Source organism: Brevibacillus sp. GCM10020057 (assembly GCF_042683565.1).
Taxonomy (GTDB): domain Bacteria; phylum Bacillota; class Bacilli; order Brevibacillales; family Brevibacillaceae; genus Brevibacillus.
Window position 1 is genome coordinate 18,270 of sequence record NZ_JBHUJW010000022.1, and the last position, 20,786, is coordinate 39,055.

The window sequence follows — 20,786 nt, forward strand, 5'->3', positions numbered from 1 at the left end:
GAACAAGAATGGCTTACACTCCGATCAGCGCCCCAAACGGTTGGCCTCGGCTTCGCCGGCTTGCTCCACAATGATTGACCGAGAAGGAGGAGATTCTTTGCTATCCTTTGTCTTCCGCAGATTTATCTCCATGATCGTCACGCTTTGGCTCATTATTACGCTGACCTTTTTCCTCATGCACGCCGTACCAGGCTCTCCTTTTGAAAAGGACGGGAAAGGGCTGAATGAGGCAGTAGCCGCCAACCTGAATGCCTACTACAACCTGGATAAGCCGTTGATTGTCCAATACGGACTGTATCTGAAGCAGCTTGTTCAGTTCGATCTCGGTCCGTCCATTGCCAACAGCTCGGACACGGTAAACAAGATGATTGCTCGCGGCTTCCCGGTTTCGTTCCAACTGGGGATAGTGGCGATCCTGTTCGCGATTGTGACCGGGATTGCCTTGGGCGTGGTTGCTGCGTTGCGGCACAACCGTCTCATTGACTACATCGCGATGATCATTGCTGTCGTGGGCATTTCCGTTCCCAGCTTTGTCGTCGCTTCCCTGCTCATCAAATATTTGGCGGTGGAATGGAAGCTGCTGCCGACCGCGACCTGGGGCACCTGGCAGCACGTCGTCATGCCTGCGCTTGCCCTCGCGTTCGGGCCGATTGCCATTATCGCCCGGCTCACGCGCACCAACATGCTGGAAGTGCTGACGCAGGAGTACATCGAGACGGCCCGTGCGAAAGGCCTGTCTCCGGCGACGATTGTCATCAAGCACGCGCTGCGCAACGCTATATTGCCTGTCGTGACCTTGCTCGGGGCGCTCATCGCCAACGTGCTGACCGGAAGCTTCGTCATCGAAAAAATTTTCGCCATTCCTGGCATGGGCAAATACTTCGTGGCAGGGATCAACAACCGCGATTATTCGGTCATTATGGGCACGACCGTTTTTTACAGCGCCCTGCTCATTTTCATGATGTTTGTCGTCGATGTGCTGTACGGAATCATTGATCCGCGCATCAAGTTCCACGGAAAGGAGAGCGAAGGATGATTGTTTCTGATGATTTGTTTGTCCCGATGCGAAAAGACAGCGTCAGTACAGAAGCGATTGTACGACCTCAACTAACCTATTGGCAGGGGGCCTGGCTCCGTCTTCGCGGCAACAAGCTGGCATTGGCCGGGCTGGTGATCATCGTGCTGCTCGGCGTGATGGCGGCAATCGGTCCCATGATCTCCGGGCATGACTACGCCAAACAATCCATTATTTCCAAGAACAAGCCGCCGTCCGACATGTACTGGTTCGGGACGGACGAGTTTGGCCGCGACGTCTTTACACGCGTGTGGTACGGCGCCAGAATTTCGCTGTTCGTCGGTCTGATGGCAGCGCTGATCGACTTCTTCATTGGCGTGCTGTACGGGGGCATTTCCGGCTATTTGGGCGGCAGGATCGACAATATCATGATGCGCTTTGTCGATATTTTGTACGGCCTTCCGTACTTGCTGGTGGTCATCCTGCTGATGGTCGTCATGGGCCCGGGCTTGCTCACGATCATCGTCGCTCTTAGCGCTACAGGATGGATCGGCATGGCGCGGACCATTCGCGGCCAGGTGCTGCAAATGAAAAACGCGGAATACGTGCTGGCAGCCAAGACGATGGGGGCAAAGCCCTTGTACATCATCCGCAAGCATTTGCTGCCCAACACGATCGGGATCATCATCGTGTACGTGACGTTGTCCGTGCCGACCGCGATTTTCTCCGAGGCGTTTCTCAGCTTTCTCGGGCTGGGTGTCCAGGCTCCCCAGGCGAGCTGGGGCGTCATGGCCAACGACGGGCTTTCGACGATCTTGTCCGGGCATTGGTGGAGACTCTTTTTCCCGGCATTCTTCATATCCTTGACGATGCTCGCATTCAACGTGCTCGGGGACGGTTTGCGGGATGCGTTCGATCCGAAGTCGGGGAGGTAGGTCGCCATGGAAAAACGGGAAACGTTGCTGGAAGTAAAGGGATTGCGGGTCACGTTCAAGGCGCACGGCGGAGAAATCAACGCCGTCAGGGATGTCAGCTTTACGTTGAACAAAGGGGAAACGCTCGCGATCGTGGGCGAGTCTGGCTGCGGAAAGAGCGTCACGGCAAAGAGCATCATGAGACTGGTGCCCGAGCATATCGGCAAGATTGCGGGCGGCAGCATTTTATTCAAAGGAAAGGACCTCGCGACGCTGCCTGAAAAAGAGATGCGGGAAATGCGCGGCTCGGAAATCTCGATGATCTTCCAGGATGCGATGACTTCCCTGAACCCGACGATTTCCATCGGGGAGCAGATCATGGAGGGGATCGTCCGCCATCAAAAAGTGCCCAAGGCGGAGGCCAAAAGGCAAGCGATCGAGATTTTGCAGCTGGTCGGCATTGCGAATCCCGAAAGCCGGCTGAAGCAGTATGTGCATCAGTTCAGCGGGGGGATGCGGCAGCGGATCATGATCGCCATTGCGCTGGTGTGCAGGCCGTCCATTTTGATCGCCGACGAGCCGACGACGGCGCTGGACGTGACGATTCAGGCGCAAATTATCGACTTGTTCAAGAGCATTCAGAAAAAGACGGGCGTCTCCATCATTATCATTACGCACGATCTGGGGGTCGTAGCGAAAATCGCGGACCGGGTCAACGTCATGTACGCAGGAAAGGTCGTCGAGTCGGGCCCGGTGCGGGACATTTTCTACAATCCGCAGCATCCGTACACCAAAGGGCTGCTCGCCTCGATGCCGCGCCTGGACGCGGATCGCAACATTCCGCTTTGCCCCATTCCCGGGACTCCGCCGGATCTGTTTGCGCCGCCGCCCGGCTGTGCGTTTGCTGCGCGCTGCGATTACGCACTGGAAGTATGCCGCAATTACCAGCCGCCCGAGACGAGTGTCCACAGCAGCCACGCCGTCTCCTGTTGGCTGCAGGACCCGCGGGCGAAAAAACTGCTCGCCTCCATCCAGACGCCTACCGGTACGTGAATCTTCCCGGTCGCGTTCAGCGGCGGGCGGGGTATCTGCGAGGCAGGGGCATACGCTTTGCATCGCAGATCATAGTTTCGTGTAAAAGAGGGTGTCGTCAAGCGGCGCTATCCTTTTACGACATAAAAAGGTTAAGGGGGAAAACAAGTGAAAAAGTTAACGACGATCCTGTTGTCTGCTTCACTGGCGGCTTCCATGCTGATCGCCGGATGTTCTTCGGGACAGTCCGCAAACAACACGACGCCAGCGCCTGCGAGTAATGAAACTGCTCCAACGCCGCAAGATCAGGCAGCCAAGCTCTTGCTCCTGAACAATATCAAGGAACCGACCTCCCTGGACCCGCCGATCGGCTTTGACGAGCCGTCGTACAACATCCTGAACAACCTGATGGAAGGTTTGACCCGTCTGGATGCGAATCAAAAACCGCAGCCGGCAGCAGCCTCCGAGTGGAAAATATCTCCGGACGGAAAAGTCTACACATTCACGCTTCGCGACAATAAATGGTCCAATGGAGACCCGGTGACTGCCCACGATTTTGAGTACGCATGGAAACGCATGCTCGATCCGAAGCTGGCATCGCCCGCAGCGCCGCTCGCATACATTATTGAAGGGGCAGAAGCCTACAACAGCGGCAAGGGTACTGCGGATGACGTAAAAGTAAAAGCGCTGGACGACAAGACGCTGGAAGTCACCCTGGCCCAGCCAGCTTCCTGGACGTTGCTGCTCGTCTCCAATCCGGCGTTCTTCCCGGTCAACAAAGCAGTCGACGAGAAAAACCCGAAATGGGCAGCAGAAGCATCTACGTTCGTCGGGAACGGCCCGTTCAAGCTGACGGAATGGTCGCACGACAGCGAGCTGAAAATCATGAAAAACGAGAACTACTGGGATGCAGCGAATGTGACGTTGGCTGGCGCCGTCTGGAAAATGATTGACGATGAGAACACCGAATACCAAATGTTTACGAGCGGAGAGCTGCACAGAACGACTACCGTTCCGTCCGACATGGCAGACCAGTTGTTCAAAGAAGGAAAAGTATTTGTTCAGGACGGAGCAGGCACCGAGTTCTATCGCTTCAACGTAACCAAAGAGCCGTTTGACAACAAAAACATCCGCAAAGCCTTCAGCATGGCGATCGACCGTCAAACGCTCGTAGACCTCGTCCTGATGCGCAAGCAAAAACCGGGTACGGCTTTCGTTTCCTACGGACTGCCAGACGCCAACAACGCAGGTCAATTCCGCGAAGTAGGCGGGGATCTGGTGAAATACGATCCACAAGAAGCGAAAAAACTGCTGGAGCAAGGGATGAAAGAAAAAGGCTACACGACGCTCCCGGAAGTGACGCTGACGTACCGCAGCGGAACCAACTACGAAAAAACGGCGCAGGCGCTGCAGGAAATGTTCAAGCAAAACCTCGGCGTCGATGTGAAGCTGCAAAAGGTCGAGGGCAAAGTATTGACCGACATGCAAAAACAGCTGCAATTCCAAATGGCGCGTTCTTCCTGGCTGCCTGACTTTGGCGACGCCATCAATTTCCTGGACATCTTCCAGTCGAAGAGCCCAAGCAACCGCACAGGCTGGAGCAACCCGCAATACGACAAGCTGATTCAAGATGCGTACAAGGAAGCGGACGATGTGAAACGCATCCAGATGCTCCATGAAGCAGAGAAAATCTTGATGGACGAAGCGCCAATCGCACCTCTGTACTTCTACAACACGTCCTTGCTGCAAAGCGACAAGGTGAGCGGAATTGTGAGCACTTCTCTCAGCTACACCGACTTGAGGAAGGCTGTTGTGAAGGAATAGGCAATTGCCGGGAGAAGTCATTTCAGGGCATATGGAATGACTCTCCCCCTTTTTTGCCGATTGTTTCAATAGTGCTATAATATTTTATGATTTAATCAAACAATTGCGCGAAGACAACGAGAAAACGCATAAGCGAAGATGGAGGAAAACATGATTATTCAAGCCATCGAAGTAAAACGAATTTCTGTTCCGCTGAAAAAACCGTTCAAAACAGCGTTGCGCACAGTGGAAAGCCTGGAATCCATTCTGGTGAAAATCACTTGCGACAACGGCATGGTGGGCTGGGGCGAAGCGTCGGCGACCGTCGTGATTACGGGCGACAGCATCGAGAGCATCGAATCCGCCATCTTGAATACGATGAAGCCGCAATTGATCGGCTTGAACCTCATCGCTTACGAGAATGTCTTCCATACGCTTCATCAATCGATGGTCGGCAACAGCAGCGCCAAGGCTGCAGTCGACATCGCGCTGTACGACCTGATTTCCCAACGCGCCGGCATGCCTTTGTACCAGTTCCTTGGCGGCTACCGCAACGAGCTGGAGACCGACTACACCGTAAGCGTGAATTCGCCCAAGGAAATGGGAGAAGACGCGGCAGCCTATTTGAAGAACGGTTTTAACGTCCTGAAAATCAAGGTGGGCAAGGACAACATCGAGGATGACATTTTGCGCATCCAGGAAATTCGCAAAGCTGTCGGCGACCAGGTGAAGATTCGTCTTGATGCCAACCAGGGATGGAATGTCAAGGAAGCTGTCCGTTCGATTCGGAAAATGGAAGATATGGGCCTTGGCATCGAGCTGATCGAGCAGCCTGTAAAAGCTCACGATCTGGAAGGGTTAAAAGTAGTGACCGACTCCGTAGATACGCTGATTATGGCTGACGAGAGCGTGTTCTCGCCTGCACAAGCCTTGCGGGTATTGCGGGACCGCGCTGCGGATCTGATCAATATCAAGCTGATGAAGGCAGGGGGCATTTTCAAAGCGCAGTTGATCAACCAACTGGCAGAAGAACACGGTATTCCATGCATGGTTGGCAGCATGATCGAATCTCGCCTTGCTGTATCGGCAGCCGCTCATTTTGCTGCCAGCAAGAAAAACATTACCCGTTTTGACTTCGATGCGCCTCTGATGCTCTTGCGCGACGGAATTGACGGCGGCGTGACGTACGAGGGACGCCGCATGACTATGCCGGATGCGCCAGGCTTGGGTATTCGCGCCATCCATTGGTGGGAAGGGAGAGAATAATCATGAAATCCGCGATTGTAGCCGTCTCTGTAGCGACCGTATGGACGAATCCGGAGTCTCCGCGCGACCTCGATCGGGCTGCCTTGGCGGTACCGGCAGATCCTCGGGGCTGGCTGTCGTCCCTTTCCATTGACGATAAGCTCGGGTTTTATGACAACAACATGATCCAGACGCAAGCGCTGTACGGCACGCGCGTACTGGTGGAGGAAGAGCAGGGCGGCTGGTCCAAGGTCCTCATTCCCGATCAGGCATGCCGGAAAAATGAGCTCGGCTATCCGGGCTGGATTCCGTCGAAACAGCTGGCACCGTGGTCCGAAGTCTTTGACGTGCAGGCCGGGCAAAAGCTGGCACAGGTCACGTCTGATACGGCGCAGCTGTATACCACTGACAAAAAAGCGGAGTTGGAGCTGGCGTATTTGACCCGACTGCCGCTCCTGTCCGAAACCGAAGACGGGGTGATCGTGGCGACTCCGGCAGGCGAACGGTTTTTGCGCACGGAAGACGTACAACTTGTTCGCGCACAGGAGCCGCTCGAGACAGTGGTCAACCGCGGCGAAGCGATCGTGCAGAATGGAAAGCGTTTCCTCGGCCTGCCTTACCTGTGGGGCGGCATGTCCTCGTATGGCTACGACTGCTCCGGCTTTGCCTACAACATGCACCGCTCCGTAGGAATCGAGATTCCCCGCGATGCTTCCGATCAGGCGCGTGCGGGCGAAATGGTGGAAAAAGCAGACCTGCTTCCGGGCGACTTGCTGTTCTTTGCTTTTGAAGAAGGAACAGGCAGAGTGCATCACGTAGGCATTTACATCGGCAACCAGCACATGATCCACTCTCCCGATTCGCGGGGCGCGATAGAAATCGTCAAGCTCGACGACAGCTACAAATTGATCAAGGAGCATTGCATCTCCAGAAGATATTGGTAACCAAGCGACAGGAGAGGAGCGGCCAGATGCAAAGAAAGAAGCTGGTCCAGGTAAAAAACCTGACGAAAACCTTCACGCTGGCAAAGGGCAGACGCTCAAAGCAGCCGATAATGTCTCCTTTCATATTTATGAAGGTGAGACGTCTCCTGAAATTCGACATCTTTTGCAAACAGCCACCCTTTCGTTCCGGGGGTGGCTGTTTTGCGTACAAGCCCCGGAGTCATCCCCTTTTCGCGGAAACGATGTTAGCAGCTTTTCTTGTTCACTAATGTTAATATTCTGTAAATAGGGAGGAATTAAACGACTTTTGTCGAAATACCGATACAATAAACATCGTGGTAACAACTAGGCCTGCCTTCATCGAATTTCCATTCCTGAGAAGTGAGGGTTGCATATGACTCTGAGTAGATCCTCATTCCAATCGAACCCCCGTCGTTGGCGGGAAGTCGAAACACAGCTGGGAATTACCGTGCCCCGGTCGCTGCGATCTGACACGTCTGCCCTGTTGTTTTTGGAAAGCGTCGCTGCAACACCCATGTTGGACAAAGAAGAAGAGCTGGAGTGCTTGGTTCGCTATCAACAAAACGGCGATCTCGAGGCCCGGGAAACTCTGGTGCGGGCGTATTTACGCTACGTGGTAAATACGGCTTTGCGTCATTTGCGGCGCGGCATGCCGTTTCTGGATTTGATCCAGGAAGGGACCATCGGGCTGTTTACCGCCATTGACAAGTTTGATGTGAGGCGAGGCGTTCGTCTCTATCACTATTCACACTGGTGGATCTCGCAGGCCATCACGCGGGCGATCAATGACAAAGCCGCGTTAATTCGCATCCCCGTACACATGCATGAACAGATTCGCCAATACCAAAAGCAGGTGCTGCAACTCGTGCAAGCGCTGAACCGTACGCCAGATCGGCAAGAGATTGCAGGTTTGCTGGACATTCCGCTGGAAAAAGTGGATGCGATCGAGCTGGCTTTGACGATGAAGGTGGAGTCCCTGGACGACGAGCTGCACAATGAAAAATGGCTGGCCGGACAGGAAGACGAGATGCTGTGCTACGCGGAAGTCATGGATGATGGCGTGTCGTCCCTCGATGAATGGATCGAAAAAGTTGATCTGCGATCCCAGATGCGCGCTGCATTGGAGAGGCTTAGTCCTCGCGCGCAGGAGATCATTTCCATGCGGTACGGCCTCTACGACGATCAGGTGTATACCTTAGAGGAGGTTGGCAAGATGTTCGGCCTGACTCGCGAGCGCATTCGCCAGATCGAAGCAACGACCATCGACCGGCTGCGCACACAAAAGGCCTCCCGTGTCCTGAAAGACTATTTGACCTGATAATAATGAGTGATAGATGACTGGCACCCCCTTCGCGCAGGAGGGGGTTTTTCGTGCGCCCCAAAAGTGTGAGCGAACACCTGGAGGCAGGCGTAGTCTATAGTACTTGTGGTAAACTGTATAGATAGGTCTTGCAGACTTTTGACTTTTGTTTACGGTGAAAAGGAGGATCGCCTGATGAGCGATTATTTGATAAGAGCAACCGGATTTAATGGACACGTGCGGGCTTTTGCGGCGCGGACGACCACGGCTGTAGAAGAAATGCGCAGACGCCACGACATGTGGAACACGGCGACAGCGGCGGCAGGGCGCACATTGACCGTCACGCTGATGATGGGCGCGATGTTAAAAGGAGACGAGAGCCTTTATGTCAAAGTAAAAGGGGGAGGCCCGATCGGCCAAATTATGGCAGAGGCCAACGCGCATGGAGAAGGCGTCGCCTACGTAACCAACCCGCATGTTCATTTTGAGTTGAATGAAAAGGGCAAGCTGGATGTACGGCGTGCAGTGGGCACGGAAGGTTTCGTCTACGTGACCAAGGACCTTGGGTTGAAAGAGCCTTATCAGGGCAGCTCGCCGATCGTCTCGGGTGAGATCGGGGAAGACTTTACCTACTACTTCGTGACCTCGGAGCAGACACCGTCTGCCGTAGGGGTAGGCGTTCTCGTCAATCCCGCCGATCGTTCGGTGCTGGCGGCAGGCGGGTTTATTCTCCAGTTGATGCCGAACACGCCGGACGAGGTTGTTGCCAAAATCGAGGAGCGCCTGAGCGGACTTCCGCAAGTGTCGCGCATGATCGGGGAGGGCCTGACGCCGGAGGAAATCCTGGCGAAGGTTCTGGATGAGCCGAAGTATTTGAGTCGTACGGAAATCAGCTTTACCTGCAAGTGCTCGTCCGAGAAGGTGAACCAGGCGCTGATCAGCCTGGGGCGCGAGGAAATGGAGAGCATGATCGCAGAGCAGGGTGAGGCGGAAGTGCACTGTCATTTCTGCAACGAACGGTACCATTTTGACAAGTCCGCGCTGGAGGAGCTCTTGAAAAACATGTAAGGCGCGGTGATCGTTCCGGGGGAGAGGATGGCATGACCAAAACAAAGGGGTTGTGGGCATTCAGCGGAGCGCTGGTTGTGCTGCTAATGGCCGTGACGTGGGCGTGGTACCAGTCCTCGGCCAAGCTGCAGCCGGCAGCGGTCGTCGGAGACAAAATGATCAGCGAGGCTGAATATGTAGGCGCACTGAAGCAAAAGTTTGGAGCGCAGGTGCTGCAGGACATGATCGACCGGGAAGTCGTGTTTCAGGCCGCTCGGAAACAGGGCATCACCGTCGACCAGAAGCAGCTGGATCAGGAGATTGCCGCTATTCGCGAGAGCTACGGCAGTGAGAGCAAGAGCGATTTTCAGCTGGCCTTGAGCAAGCAGGCGGGGACGACGGAAGAAGCCCTCCGGCAGGAGATTACGTACCAGCTGCTGCTCCGCGCTCTGGCTGTCAAGGACGTCGTCATTCCGGAAGACCAATTGTTCGCCTACTACAACAACCATCCGGATCGTTACGCCAAACCGATGCAGCTGCATGTGTTGCAGATCGTCGTCGCATCTTTGGAGGAGGCCAGGCAGATTCACACCGAACTGGAGCAAGGCGCCGACTTCCAGGAGCTGGCCAGGCAGCGGTCGATCGATTCGTTGACGGCAAGCAACGGGGGAGATATGGGGTGGGTCTCGCCAAACGATACGAGGCTGCCTGATGATGCCCGTGACCTCGTGGCGAATTTGGGCATGAAAAAAATCACCGACCCCGTCAAGCTGGGGGACAGCTATGTGATCTATCAGGTAGTCGAGCGCAGGGAAGCCCAGCAGCAGACATTCGATCAAGTCAAGGAAGACATACGCGAGGAACTGGCGTTTGCGCAGATTGAATCCCTCGACAAGGTGATGGAACGGCTGCGTCAATCCGTCGGCGTCAAGATTTCTGAGCAAATGCAGCATTGACCAAATGGGCTGAGGTTGATATAATCAAACCAACAAAACCTAGCATTTTACTCGGCTATCAAAACAAGGGGGCAGAACAAATGCGTGTGGCGAATTCGGTTACGGATCTGATTGGGTATACTCCTTTGGTAAAACTCAATCGTGTAGTTGGTGAGGATTCTGCAGATATTTACTTGAAGTTGGAATTTTTCAACCCGGGAAGCAGCGTCAAAGACCGGATCGCGCTGTCCATGATCGAAGCGGCGGAAGCGGACGGCAGCCTGAAACCGGGAGACACCATCATTGAGCCGACGAGCGGCAACACCGGGATCGGCCTGGCAATGGTCGCAGCTGCCAAAGGCTATCGGGCCATTCTGGTCATGCCGGAGACGATGAGTATCGAGCGGCGCAATCTGCTGCGCGCTTATGGAGCAGAGCTGGTGCTGACTCCTGGCAGCGAAGGCATGGGCGGAGCGATTCGCAAAGCGGAAGAGCTGGCGAAAGAAAATCCTTCGTACTTCATCCCGCAGCAATTCAAAAACAAGGCAAACCCGGCTGTTCACCGCGAAACGACTGCCCGTGAGCTGCTCGAGCAAGCAAAAGAAATCGGCGGCGTAGACGCGTTCGTTTCTGGCGTGGGAACGGGCGGAACGATCACAGGTGTCGGCCAGGTGCTGCGTGAGCACTATCCGAACGTGAAAATTGTAGCCGTCGAGCCTGCGGCCTCTCCCGTCCTCTCCGGCGGCAAGCCAGGCCCGCATAAAATTCAAGGGATCGGCGCGGGCTTCGTTCCGGAAATTCTCGATACCCAAATCTATGACGAGATTATCAAGGTAGAGAACGAGGATGCGTTCGAGACGGCACGCCGCGTAGCTCGTCAGGAAGGAATCCTTGGGGGCATTTCCTCCGGAGCGGCGATCTTCGCTGCATTGAAGGTGGCAGCCGAGCTGGGCAAAGGCAAGAAAGTGGTCGCGATCATTCCTTCCAATGGCGAACGCTACCTTTCCACTCCGCTGTATCAATTTGAAGACTAAGTTGTAGCAAATATTACCGGGACCACGCAGAGCCGGATTTGGCCGCGTGGTCTTTTCATTTTGTATCAGTCAACTATATAATGGACGGATAATCTACCCTAACAAACCGGAGCGTGAGCAGATTGTCGTTCCCAACGTTTACTGACTGTCAGAGCTATGCAAGATCTTATCCTTTGATCCCGATTGCCATTCGCAAGGAGTGGCCCGCCCGCCTCGATCCGTGGCAAGTGCTGAAGGCGCTTCACCCTTCCCTGCAGGAGGCAGTGCTGCTGGAGAGCGGACGGGCAGGCCGCTATACCTTCCTCGCTTATCAGCCTGTCGCTGCCTTGCACAGCAAGCGGGGAGAAACCGTCGTTGCTTACCGGGACGGGCGCGTAGACAGCATGAGCGGCAACCCTTTGGATGCTTTGCGCAATGTGCTTCGGGCATATCGGACTCCGGTCATTGACCAGTTTCCAGACTTTTCTGGCGGGGCTGTCGGCTACATGAGCTACGACATGAACCGCATTTTTGAGCCGAGCCTGCCGCAGCTCGCCGCAGACGACTTACAGTTGCCCGACCTGTATGTTATGATAATGCAAGACCTTCTTGCCTTTGATCATGTGACACGCGAGATGATATTTTTGACCCATGTGGCTTCAGACCGGTTGAACGAAGACACCTATCGACAGGCAGTAGAGGTGCTCGAGCAGCGGGCACACGCGTTGGAGGGCCTCGTGATGGCTGCCGATGACAGCGACTGGGATGCCTTGCGGAAAAGGCCGCTGACACAGCAGACGCCGGCCAGTGTCTCCTTTGGCAAAGATCAGTTCGAGGATGCCGTTCGCCGGGTACAGGCGTACATCGCCCAGGGAGACGTGTTCCAGGTCAATCTGTCCGTTCGGCAGAGCAAGCCGATGAGCGTGACAGCCCCCGAAGTATACGATGTCCTGCGCAAGCTGAATCCGTCGCCATACATGGGGTACATCAGCTTTCCCGAATTCCAGTTGGTCAGCGCTTCGCCGGAGCTGCTCGTCAAGGTGAAGGGCGGCGAGGTGCACACGCGTCCCATTGCCGGGACGAGGCCACGGGGACAGACGGATGAACAGGATGAAGCGTTGGCGCGCGAGCTGATCGACAACGAAAAGGAACGCGCCGAGCACGTCATGCTGGTCGATCTGGAGCGCAATGATCTGGGTCGTGTCTGCCGCTATGGTTCTGTGGAAGTGAGCGAGTTTATGGTGGTGGAAAAGTATTCCCACGTCATGCACATCGTCTCCCATGTCAAAGGGGAGCTGGCTTCTGACAAGGACGCTTTCGATGCCGTAGCCGCTGCTTTTCCGGGCGGGACGATCACAGGTGCGCCCAAGGTGCGGACGATGGAGATCATCGAGGAGCTGGAGCCAGTCAAACGCGGCGTATACACGGGTTCGATCGGGTGGTTCGGCTTCAATGGCGAAGTCGAGGTCAATATCGCCATCCGGACGATGGTGGTCAAGGACGGCATGGCTCACGTTCAGGCGGGAGCAGGGATCGTGATCGATTCCGTGCCGGAGTCAGAGTATGCAGAGTCGCTGAAAAAGGCGGAAGCGTTGTGGAAAGCGTTAGAGCTTACTGAGCAGAGAATGATGAGTCGAGAGGAGAAGAGTGTGCGATGATTTTGATGATTGATAATTACGATTCTTTTACCTACAATTTGGTGCAGTATGTGGGAGAGCTGGGAGAAGAGCTGCAGGTGTACCGCAATGACAAGATCACGCTGGAGGAAATCGAGCGCCTGTCTCCGGACTACCTGATGATCTCGCCGGGGCCGTGCACGCCGAATGAAGCGGGGATCAGCATGGACGCCATTCGCCATTTCGCCGGAAAGATTCCGATTCTGGGCGTCTGCCTGGGGCATCAGTCCATCGGGCAAGTGTTTGGCGGCAAAGTCATCAGGGCCGAGCGTCTGATGCACGGCAAAACGTCCGAGGTCTTTCATGACGGAAAAACCATTTTCCAGGACATTCCGTCCCCGTTTACCGCTGCGCGTTACCACTCCCTGATCGTGGAGGAGGCCACCATGCCGAGCGAGCTGGAAGTGACTGCGCGGACGGCAGAGGGGGAGATCATGGCGATACGTCACCGGGAGTATCCCATCGAAGGGGTGCAGTTCCATCCGGAGTCGATCATTACCGAGCACGGGAAGCAGCTTTTGAAAAACTTCCTGACCGCTTATGCGCGCCATACCACAGGTTGACGATAGAGACATTGGAAGCAGAATGCCGCCTTCTTTTCGGGCGGCATTTTCTTGTCGCCCCTCCTCTTTGCCATCCTTGCCGCAAGCGCGGGAGGGGAACTGCGCTGTCCGTCTAAGTATGATATGATGCACTCGACTATGTTATCGGGAGAGAGCGAGTATGCAAGTGTATGTAAATGGAACGATCTGTCCGGCAGAGGAAGCAGCGGTCTCCGTGCTGGACCACGGCTTTTTGTACGGAATTGGCTTGTTTGAGACGATGCGCGTTTACGACCGTCGGCTGTTTCTGTGGGATGCTCATTACGCCCGGCTCTGCTCGGGACTTTTGGCGCTTCGCATCACGCCTGCCTGGACGAGCGAGGAGCTGGCAGATGCAGTCCTGCAGACGGTGGATGCCAATGAACTGCAGGATGCGTACGTGCGCCTGAGTGTAACGGCCGGACCGGAAGGCGTGGGACTTGTATCGGACGGCTACGACCGGCCTTCGCTTTTTGTGTTTGCCAAGCCAGTGGCGCCGCTGGCAGACCCGCCCCGGCCAAAGCGGCTGCAGACCTTGAAGCTGCCCCGCCAGACAGCCGAGGGATTCCGGCGCTTCAAGTCGCACAATTATCTCAACAACGCCCTGGCCAAGCAGGAGACAGGGGCGAGTCCGGATGTCGAAGGCTTGTTTTTGACGCATGACGGCTACCTGGCAGAAGGAATCGTCAGCAACCTGTTCTGGCTGCAGGGCGACTGTCTGTACACGCCTTCCCTGGACACCGGCATTTTGGACGGCGTGACGCGACAGCACGTCCTCACGCTGGCCAGGCAACTCGGCCTGTCGACAGCAGAAGGCAGGTTTCGACCCAAGGCGTTGCAGGAAGCCGATGAGGTATTCGTGACGAATTCGGTGCAGGAGATTGTTCCGGTGCTGGACATCGACGGACATGCAGTTCGCTCGACCTACGGCATGCATACGCAGGAACTGCACCGCGCGTACCGCAGTTCTATAGCGGCAGGGAAGTAAATTATGGTATGCTACTATTCAACATGTGATGACGGAAAAAGGGAGCAACGCTCATGAAGTACAATCCATTTCTGATCCATGCAGCGACGCGCAAGGAGCTGGCTGCAGAACTGTCCAGGCGCGGCGTTTTGCCTGCTGAAATCGACCGTTTGGCGAAGGCCTGCGGAAATTTGCGGATTCATGTGGAGGGTGTAACGGAGAGGGAGGCGCAGCAGCTGCGACAAGACATGCTGTCGCTCGGCGGCGAGGCGGTCATCTCCAAACAGCCGGGGACAGCTTCCTCGTTTACGGCGCTGCTTCTGCTGTCGACACACACGCAGGCCGAAGCGCTGCTGGCGCGGCTGCAAGACACGGACTTGCATTCTCTTTCCGCAGAGCTGCGGGAAGTGCTCGACGCGCCGGAGCGGCTGCGCGCTCAACGAGAGCTGGTTTGCCGCTCCCATGTTCTGCCCTTGGGGGAGCGCACGCTGGTGATGGGCATTCTCAATGTGACCCCGGACTCCTTTTCGGACGGCGGTCGTTTCGTTGATCTCGACCAGGCATTGGCCCAAGCTCGTGCCATGGTGGAGGCGGGAGCAGACATCATCGACATCGGCGGCGAATCGACTCGGCCGGGAGCGACCCCTGTCGATGAGACGGAGGAACTGGACCGGGTGCTGCCGGTCATCCGCAGATTGTCGAAAGAGCTGTCTGTGCCGTTGTCGATTGATACGTACAAGCCAGGGGTAGCCGACCGGGCGATTGCTGCCGGGGCGCACATCATCAACGACGTTTGGGGAGCGAGACGGGACCCGCAGATGGCAAAAGTCGCTGCCCGCCATCGCGTCCCGATCATTTTGATGCACAATCGCCCGGATACGGATTACCGCGACTTCTTCGCCGATTACGTGCGGGATTTGCGGGAATCCGTCGCGATTGCACGAGCGGCCGGTGTAGCGCAGGATCAGATTGTCCTCGACCCGGGCATCGGTTTCGCGAAGTCGTTGGAGCAAAATCTTGAAGCGATGCGCAGACTCGACGACCTGGTCGCACTGGGGTATCCTGTGCTGCTGGCGGCCTCGCGCAAAAGAATGATTGGCTACGTACTGGATCTTCCGGTGGATGAGCGGGTGGAAGGTACAGCTGCAACTGTCGCTCTCGGTGCGGCCAAAGGCTGTCATATAGTGCGGGTGCACGATGTCAAGGAAATGAAGCGCGTAGCCAGGATGATGGACGCGATGCTTGGAGGAGGCGTCTGAAGATGGATAAAATCTACTTCAAAGGCATGTCATTTTACGGCTACCACGGCGTGTTTGGAGCAGAGGCCGAGCTGGGCCAGCGCTTTTACGTCGATCTCGTCCTGTCCATGGATTTGTCGCGGGCAGGCGCGAGTGACGATCTCGCCGACACGGTCAATTACGCGGACATTTTCACCTGTGTCCAAAAGATCGTGGAGGGCGAGCGGTACAACCTCGTGGAAAGGCTGACCGCTGTGATTGCGGAACGGCTCCTCAGCCAGTTTCCGCTCGCGCAGGTTCAGGTGAAGGTGACCAAACCGAATCCGCCGATCAACGGGCATTACGATTCCGTAGCGATCGAGATGATCCGCCGAAGAGAGGATTTTGGATCATGACAGTCATGGCATACCTTGCGCTCGGTTCTAATATGGGCGATCGCGAGCAGACATTGCGGGAGGCAATCAGGCGGCTGCACGGACGGCCGGGTATCCGCGTGGTGCGGATATCGCATGTTTACGAGACAGACCCGGTTGGCTACGTCGATCAGGCAGCGTTTCTCAACATGGTCGTGGCTGTCGAGACAGAGCTTTCCCCGGACCAGCTGCTGGAGGCGGCGCTGTCGGTGGAAAAAGAGCTGGGGCGGGTGCGCACCATTCGTTGGGGGCCGCGAACGATCGATATTGATTTGTTGTTGTACAGTGACGATACCATCCAGACCGAGCAACTCATGATTCCGCATCCAGCGATGACAGAGCGGGCTTTTGTCCTGATCCCGCTTCGCGACGTATGGGAGGGCAGAGCTTTGCCTGTGTACAACCAGACCATTGATCATTTTTTAATGCCAATGGCTGAGGATCTCAAGGGGGTACGTAAGTGGGGAACAATCAATTGGGAAATCGCATCCGGTCCTTCCGGAAGCTGAAAGGGTATACACAGCAGTCTCTATCGGAAAAATTGGGAGTGTCACTCTCGTTCATCGGTTCGCTGGAGCGGGGGACGAGGGTGCCGACTGAGCCGGTGCTGCGCAAGATCGCCAGCACTTTACAGGTCGACTACGATGAATTATGTGCTATAAATAAATAATGACTTGTTGGATAGGTCAGTCCTCTCCAAGCACCCCGCAGGCAGCAGAACGGTCGTTGGTGCTGCGGGAGACAGGAGGTCGAAATAGATTGAAAATCGGAGACATTGAACTGAAAAACAACGTGGTGCTGGCACCGATGGCCGGGGTCTGCAACCCTGCTTTTCGCCTGATTGCCAAAGAGTTCGGCACGGGGCTCGTCTGCGCCGAGATGGTCAGCGACAAAGGAATCGTGCACGGCAACAAGAAAACAATCGAAATGCTCTATGTCGACGAGCGCGAAAAGCCTCTAAGCCTGCAAATTTTTGGCGGTGACAAGGAAACGCTCGTGGAAGCGGCGAAGTATGTAGATCAGCACACCAACGCGGACATTATTGACATCAACATGGGCTGCCCGGTGCCGAAGATCACGAGCTGTGACGCGGGTGCCCGCCTGCTTCTCGATCCGAACAAAATCTACGAGGTCGTGTCGGCTGTCGTCGATGCGGTAGAGAAGCCGGTGACGGTCAAAATGCGCCTGGGCTGGGACGAGGAGCATTTGTACGCAATCGACAATGCCAAGGCAGTCGAGCGCGCAGGCGGCAAAGCGATTGCCGTCCACGGACGTACGCGTGTCCAGATGTACAAAGGCCATGCTGACTGGAGCTGGATCGGTCGCGTAAAGGAAGCGGTCTCGATTCCGGTTATTGGCAATGGCGACGTGGCGACGCCGGAAGATGCGCGCCGCATGCTGGATACGACGGGCTGCGACGGCGTGATGATCGGCCGCGCTGCACTGGGGAATCCATGGATGCTGTACCGGACCGTTCAGTACCTGACCATGGGCGAGCTGGTATCCGAGCCGACAGTGCGTGAGAAGATTGAGATTTGCCTCTTGCATGCGGAGCGTCTGATCGCGTTGAAGGGCCCGCGTGTAGGTGTTCTGGAAATGCGGAAACATGCCGCCTGGTATTTGAAAGGGCTGAAAGGCTCTACCCATACCAAGAACTTGATCAATGGAGTAGAGACCGAAGCAGAGTTGCGCCGCGTTTTGCTGGACTACGTCGATTGGGTAGAAAACTACGCAGGAAACGGCGAGGAACCATTGGAAGCAGCGCAAAACGAAGCGGTCAGCTACTGACTTGCACATAGGTATTCCAAACATTGACAAGGGTTCCTTCATATCCTATAATACTCCGTAATATTGGGAGCCAAGCTGCCAGTTCACGCTGGCAGCTTTACCTATGAAAGCTCACATGTGGCCATGATCTGCTGTATATTGTATAGAACAACTACATATAATCCTTTGTACTTTACCCAGTGAGAGTGGAATTATTTTTTAAACGGGGGAATAGAATCATGTCGGAAAAAGAAGTCATCCTTACACCAGAAGGTTTGGCAAAACTGGAACAAGAGCTTGAAGATTTGAAAACGGTTAAACGCAAGGAAGTGGCTGCCCGCATTAAAGAAGCGATCAGCTATGGTGATATTAGCGAGAACTCCGAGTATGAAGAGGCGAAAAATGAGCAGGCGTTCATCGAGGGACGCATCCTGACCCTGGAAAAAATGCTGCGCAATGCCCGCATCATCACAAACGAAGATGTCGATACTGGTGTCGTCAGCGTCGGCTCCAGAGTGAGACTGAAAGACCTGGAATTCGGCGACATCGTCGATTACACGATCGTAGGTTCCGCGGAGTCCGATCCGATGAACAACAAGATTTCCAACGAATCTCCGGTAGGCCAGGCGCTGTTGGGTAAAGCAAAAGGGGCTATCGTAGATGTCAACGTACCTGCCGGAGTTATCCAATACGAAATTCTCGATATCAACCTGTAAGCGGCAAACAAACGGGCGTACCTTTCCATAGGTACGCCGTATCACTATTTATTCGACCTGCGCAAATTTGTCAATGCAGGCATTTTTTAGAGGAGTGAGTGAAATGTCTAACGAGCAAGACTTGCAACAAGAACAGGAAGAGCAACTGCACGAGCTGCTGAAGGTGCGCCACGACAAGATGGATCAGCTGCGCGAATGGGGTTTCGATCCGTTCGGTAAAAAATTCGAGCAGACCCATCATGCCGATGAAATCATTAAAGCGTTTGCGGACAAGTCGAAGGAAGAGCTGGAAGCAGAAGAAAACGTTGTGAGCATCGCGGGACGCCTGATAGCGAAGCGCGCGATGGGGAAAGCGAGCTTTGCCCAACTGCTGGACCGCTCCGGCCAGATTCAGATTTACGTCCGCCAGGATACCGTAGGCGAACAGCTGCACAAAGTGTTTGATTTGAGCGATATCGGCGACCTGATCGGCGTGAAAGGCGTCGTGTTCAAAACGAAGACCGGCGAGCTTAGCGTCAAAGCAAAAGAACTGACATATCTGACCAAATCGCTGCGTCCCCTGCCGGAAAAATACCACGGGCTGAAGGATATCGAGACGCGCTATCGCAAACGTTACGTGGATTTAATCGTGAATCCGGAAGTGCGCGACACGTTTATTACTCGCAGCCGGATTTTGACGTCCATGCGCCGTTATTTGGACAACCTTGGCTACCTCGAGGTGGAGACGCCTACCCTTCACGCAATTGCCGGAGGTGCGTCTGCCCGTCCGTTTATTACTCATCACAATGCGTTGGACATGCAGTTGTACATGCGCATTGCGATTGAGCTGCACCTGAAACGACTGATCGTCGGCGGTTTGGAGAAAGTGTACGAGATCGGCCGCGTCTACCGCAACGAAGGTATTTCCACCCGTCACAATCCGGAATTTACGATGATCGAACTGTATGAAGCGTACGCTGACTTCCAGGACATCATGAAGCTGACGGAAGAGTTGATCGCGCACATCGCCCAGGAAGTTCTGGGAACGACGAAAATCCAGTACCAGGGCAATGAGATTGATCTGACTCCGCAATGGCGCCGCGTGCACATGGTTGACCTGATCAAGGAAAACCTTGGCGTCGATTTCTGGAAAGAGATGAGCGACGACGAGGCGCGCGCGCTGGCGAAGGAGCACGGCGTGCAGGTTGAGCCGCATCATACTTTTGGTCATGTGGTCAACGAGTTCTTTGAGCAAAAGCTGGAGCATACCTTGATTCAGCCTACTTTTGTGTACGGTCACCCGGTTGCCATTTCGCCATTGGCGAAGAAAAACGAGCAAGATCCGCGCTTTACGGACCGCTTCGAGCTGTTCATCGTGGCGCGTGAGCATGCCAACGCTTTTACCGAGTTGAACGACCCGATCGATCAGCGCGAGCGCTTTGAAGCGCAACTGCTGGAAAAAGCAGCAGGAAACGACGAAGCGCATGAGATGGATGAAGACTTCATCGAGGCGCTGGAATACGGCATGCCGCCGACAGGAGGTCTCGGTATCGGGATTGACCGTCTGGTGATGCTGCTGACCAACTCCCCGTCGATCCGCGACGTGCTGCTGTTCCCACACATGCGTTCCCGCGATTGATTTGCCAAGAATGAACGAAAAAATCCACCTGGTGATAATCGGGTGGATTTTTTAGTTGCATTATAAAAGGTTTGATGATATATTACTTACTGTTCTTCATGATACACAATCGCTCACGAGCGGATGAGAAATTCATACTTGCTTTGCAGGGTGGTTTGTGATATATTGATTAAGTCGCTGTTAAACATGATGATAAAAACATGTTGACACGAAATGGACAACCTGATACAATGTAGAGGTTGTCGAAAAATGCTCTTTGAAAACTGAACAGCGAAAGCGTTGATGAGTCTATCATTTAATGATTTGCCAGCTTGAAAAAGCGATGAACCAGAAACAAACTTTATTGGAGAGTTTGATCCTGGCTCAGGACGAACGCTGGCGGCGTGCCTAATACATGCAAGTCGAGCGAGTCTCTTCGGAGGCTAGCGGCGGACGGGTGAGTAACACGTAGGCAACCTGCCTCTCAGACCGGGATAACATAGGGAAACTTATGCTAATACCGGATAGGTTTTCGGGTCGCATGATCCGGAAAGGAAAGGCG

20 protein-coding genes and 1 rRNA gene are annotated in these 20,786 nt (G+C 54.9%); all 21 read left to right on the forward strand.

The window, feature by feature from the left end; all coding sequences use genetic code 11:
- The first annotated feature begins 97 nt into the window (after nt 1-97).
- The gene (locus tag ACFSO0_RS06780) at nt 98-1,036 is read left to right on the forward strand and encodes an ABC transporter permease (RefSeq protein WP_376878182.1); all 939 of its coding nucleotides are present in this window, start codon (nt 98-100) and stop codon (nt 1,034-1,036) included.
- Nucleotides 1,037-1,062: 26 nt separating this feature from the next.
- Complete coding sequence (locus ACFSO0_RS06785) at nt 1,063-1,950, forward strand: ABC transporter permease (RefSeq protein WP_376878240.1); 888 nt, start codon at nt 1,063-1,065, stop codon at nt 1,948-1,950.
- Between the two features lie 6 nt (nt 1,951-1,956).
- Nucleotides 1,957-2,982 (forward strand): ABC transporter ATP-binding protein, encoded by a 1,026-nt coding sequence (locus tag ACFSO0_RS06790; protein ID WP_376878185.1) that lies wholly within the window; start codon nt 1,957-1,959, stop codon nt 2,980-2,982.
- A gap of 147 nt (nt 2,983-3,129) precedes the next feature.
- The gene (locus ACFSO0_RS06795; protein WP_376878188.1) at nt 3,130-4,785 is read left to right on the forward strand and encodes a peptide ABC transporter substrate-binding protein; all 1,656 of its coding nucleotides are present in this window, start codon (nt 3,130-3,132) and stop codon (nt 4,783-4,785) included.
- Between the two features lie 150 nt (nt 4,786-4,935).
- Nucleotides 4,936-6,030: a dipeptide epimerase gene (locus ACFSO0_RS06800; RefSeq protein ID WP_376878191.1), complete on the forward strand. Its 1,095-nt coding sequence runs from the start codon at nt 4,936-4,938 to the stop codon at nt 6,028-6,030.
- A 2-nt stretch (nt 6,031-6,032) separates the two neighbouring features.
- Nucleotides 6,033-6,953 (forward strand): C40 family peptidase, encoded by a 921-nt coding sequence (locus ACFSO0_RS06805; protein ID WP_376878194.1) that lies wholly within the window; start codon nt 6,033-6,035, stop codon nt 6,951-6,953.
- A 394-nt stretch (nt 6,954-7,347) separates the two neighbouring features.
- Nucleotides 7,348-8,292, forward strand: a complete 945-nt coding sequence (locus ACFSO0_RS06810; RefSeq protein ID WP_376878197.1) for a sigma-70 family RNA polymerase sigma factor — start codon at nt 7,348-7,350, stop codon at nt 8,290-8,292.
- A 177-nt stretch (nt 8,293-8,469) separates the two neighbouring features.
- Complete coding sequence (gene hslO, locus ACFSO0_RS06815) at nt 8,470-9,342, forward strand: Hsp33 family molecular chaperone HslO (protein WP_376878200.1); 873 nt, start codon at nt 8,470-8,472, stop codon at nt 9,340-9,342.
- Nucleotides 9,343-9,374: 32 nt separating this feature from the next.
- On the forward strand, nt 9,375-10,277 hold the full coding sequence (locus tag ACFSO0_RS06820) for a peptidyl-prolyl cis-trans isomerase (RefSeq protein WP_376878203.1): 903 nt from the start codon (nt 9,375-9,377) through the stop codon (nt 10,275-10,277).
- Between the two features lie 80 nt (nt 10,278-10,357).
- Nucleotides 10,358-11,290 carry a cysteine synthase A gene (gene cysK, locus ACFSO0_RS06825; RefSeq protein ID WP_376878206.1) on the forward strand — a complete coding sequence of 311 codons (933 nt, stop codon included), beginning with the start codon at nt 10,358-10,360 and terminating at the stop codon, nt 11,288-11,290.
- Nucleotides 11,291-11,463: 173 nt separating this feature from the next.
- Nucleotides 11,464-12,927 (forward strand): anthranilate synthase component I family protein, encoded by a 1,464-nt coding sequence (locus ACFSO0_RS06830; RefSeq protein WP_376878209.1) that lies wholly within the window; start codon nt 11,464-11,466, stop codon nt 12,925-12,927.
- On the forward strand, nt 12,924-13,508 hold the full coding sequence (gene pabA / locus ACFSO0_RS06835; RefSeq protein WP_376878212.1) for an aminodeoxychorismate/anthranilate synthase component II: 585 nt from the start codon (nt 12,924-12,926) through the stop codon (nt 13,506-13,508). Before ACFSO0_RS06830 ends, pabA begins: the two co-directional genes overlap by 4 nt.
- A 160-nt stretch (nt 13,509-13,668) precedes the next feature.
- Nucleotides 13,669-14,514, forward strand: a complete 846-nt coding sequence (pabC, locus tag ACFSO0_RS06840; protein WP_376878215.1) for an aminodeoxychorismate lyase — start codon at nt 13,669-13,671, stop codon at nt 14,512-14,514.
- Nucleotides 14,515-14,567: 53 nt separating this feature from the next.
- Nucleotides 14,568-15,752, forward strand: a complete 1,185-nt coding sequence (folP, locus tag ACFSO0_RS06845; RefSeq protein WP_376878218.1) for a dihydropteroate synthase — start codon at nt 14,568-14,570, stop codon at nt 15,750-15,752.
- A 2-nt stretch (nt 15,753-15,754) separates the two neighbouring features.
- Nucleotides 15,755-16,126 (forward strand): dihydroneopterin aldolase, encoded by a 372-nt coding sequence (gene folB, locus ACFSO0_RS06850; protein ID WP_376878221.1) that lies wholly within the window; start codon nt 15,755-15,757, stop codon nt 16,124-16,126.
- Complete coding sequence (gene folK / locus ACFSO0_RS06855; RefSeq protein ID WP_376878224.1) at nt 16,123-16,653, forward strand: 2-amino-4-hydroxy-6-hydroxymethyldihydropteridine diphosphokinase; 531 nt, start codon at nt 16,123-16,125, stop codon at nt 16,651-16,653. The genes folB and folK overlap by 4 nt, the downstream gene beginning before the upstream one ends.
- Nucleotides 16,605-16,814, forward strand: coding sequence for a helix-turn-helix domain-containing protein (locus ACFSO0_RS06860; protein ID WP_376878227.1), 210 nt, complete (start codon nt 16,605-16,607; stop codon nt 16,812-16,814). Before folK ends, ACFSO0_RS06860 begins: the two co-directional genes overlap by 49 nt.
- A gap of 89 nt (nt 16,815-16,903) precedes the next feature.
- Nucleotides 16,904-17,932: a tRNA dihydrouridine synthase DusB gene (dusB, locus tag ACFSO0_RS06865; RefSeq protein ID WP_376878230.1), complete on the forward strand. Its 1,029-nt coding sequence runs from the start codon at nt 16,904-16,906 to the stop codon at nt 17,930-17,932.
- Between the two features lie 218 nt (nt 17,933-18,150).
- The gene (gene greA, locus ACFSO0_RS06870) at nt 18,151-18,627 is read left to right on the forward strand and encodes a transcription elongation factor GreA (protein ID WP_310768023.1); all 477 of its coding nucleotides are present in this window, start codon (nt 18,151-18,153) and stop codon (nt 18,625-18,627) included.
- A 103-nt stretch (nt 18,628-18,730) separates the two neighbouring features.
- The gene (gene lysS / locus ACFSO0_RS06875; RefSeq protein WP_376878234.1) at nt 18,731-20,245 is read left to right on the forward strand and encodes a lysine--tRNA ligase; all 1,515 of its coding nucleotides are present in this window, start codon (nt 18,731-18,733) and stop codon (nt 20,243-20,245) included.
- Nucleotides 20,246-20,585: 340 nt separating this feature from the next.
- Nucleotides 20,586-20,786 (forward strand): 16S ribosomal RNA (locus ACFSO0_RS06880); the annotation flags it as partial.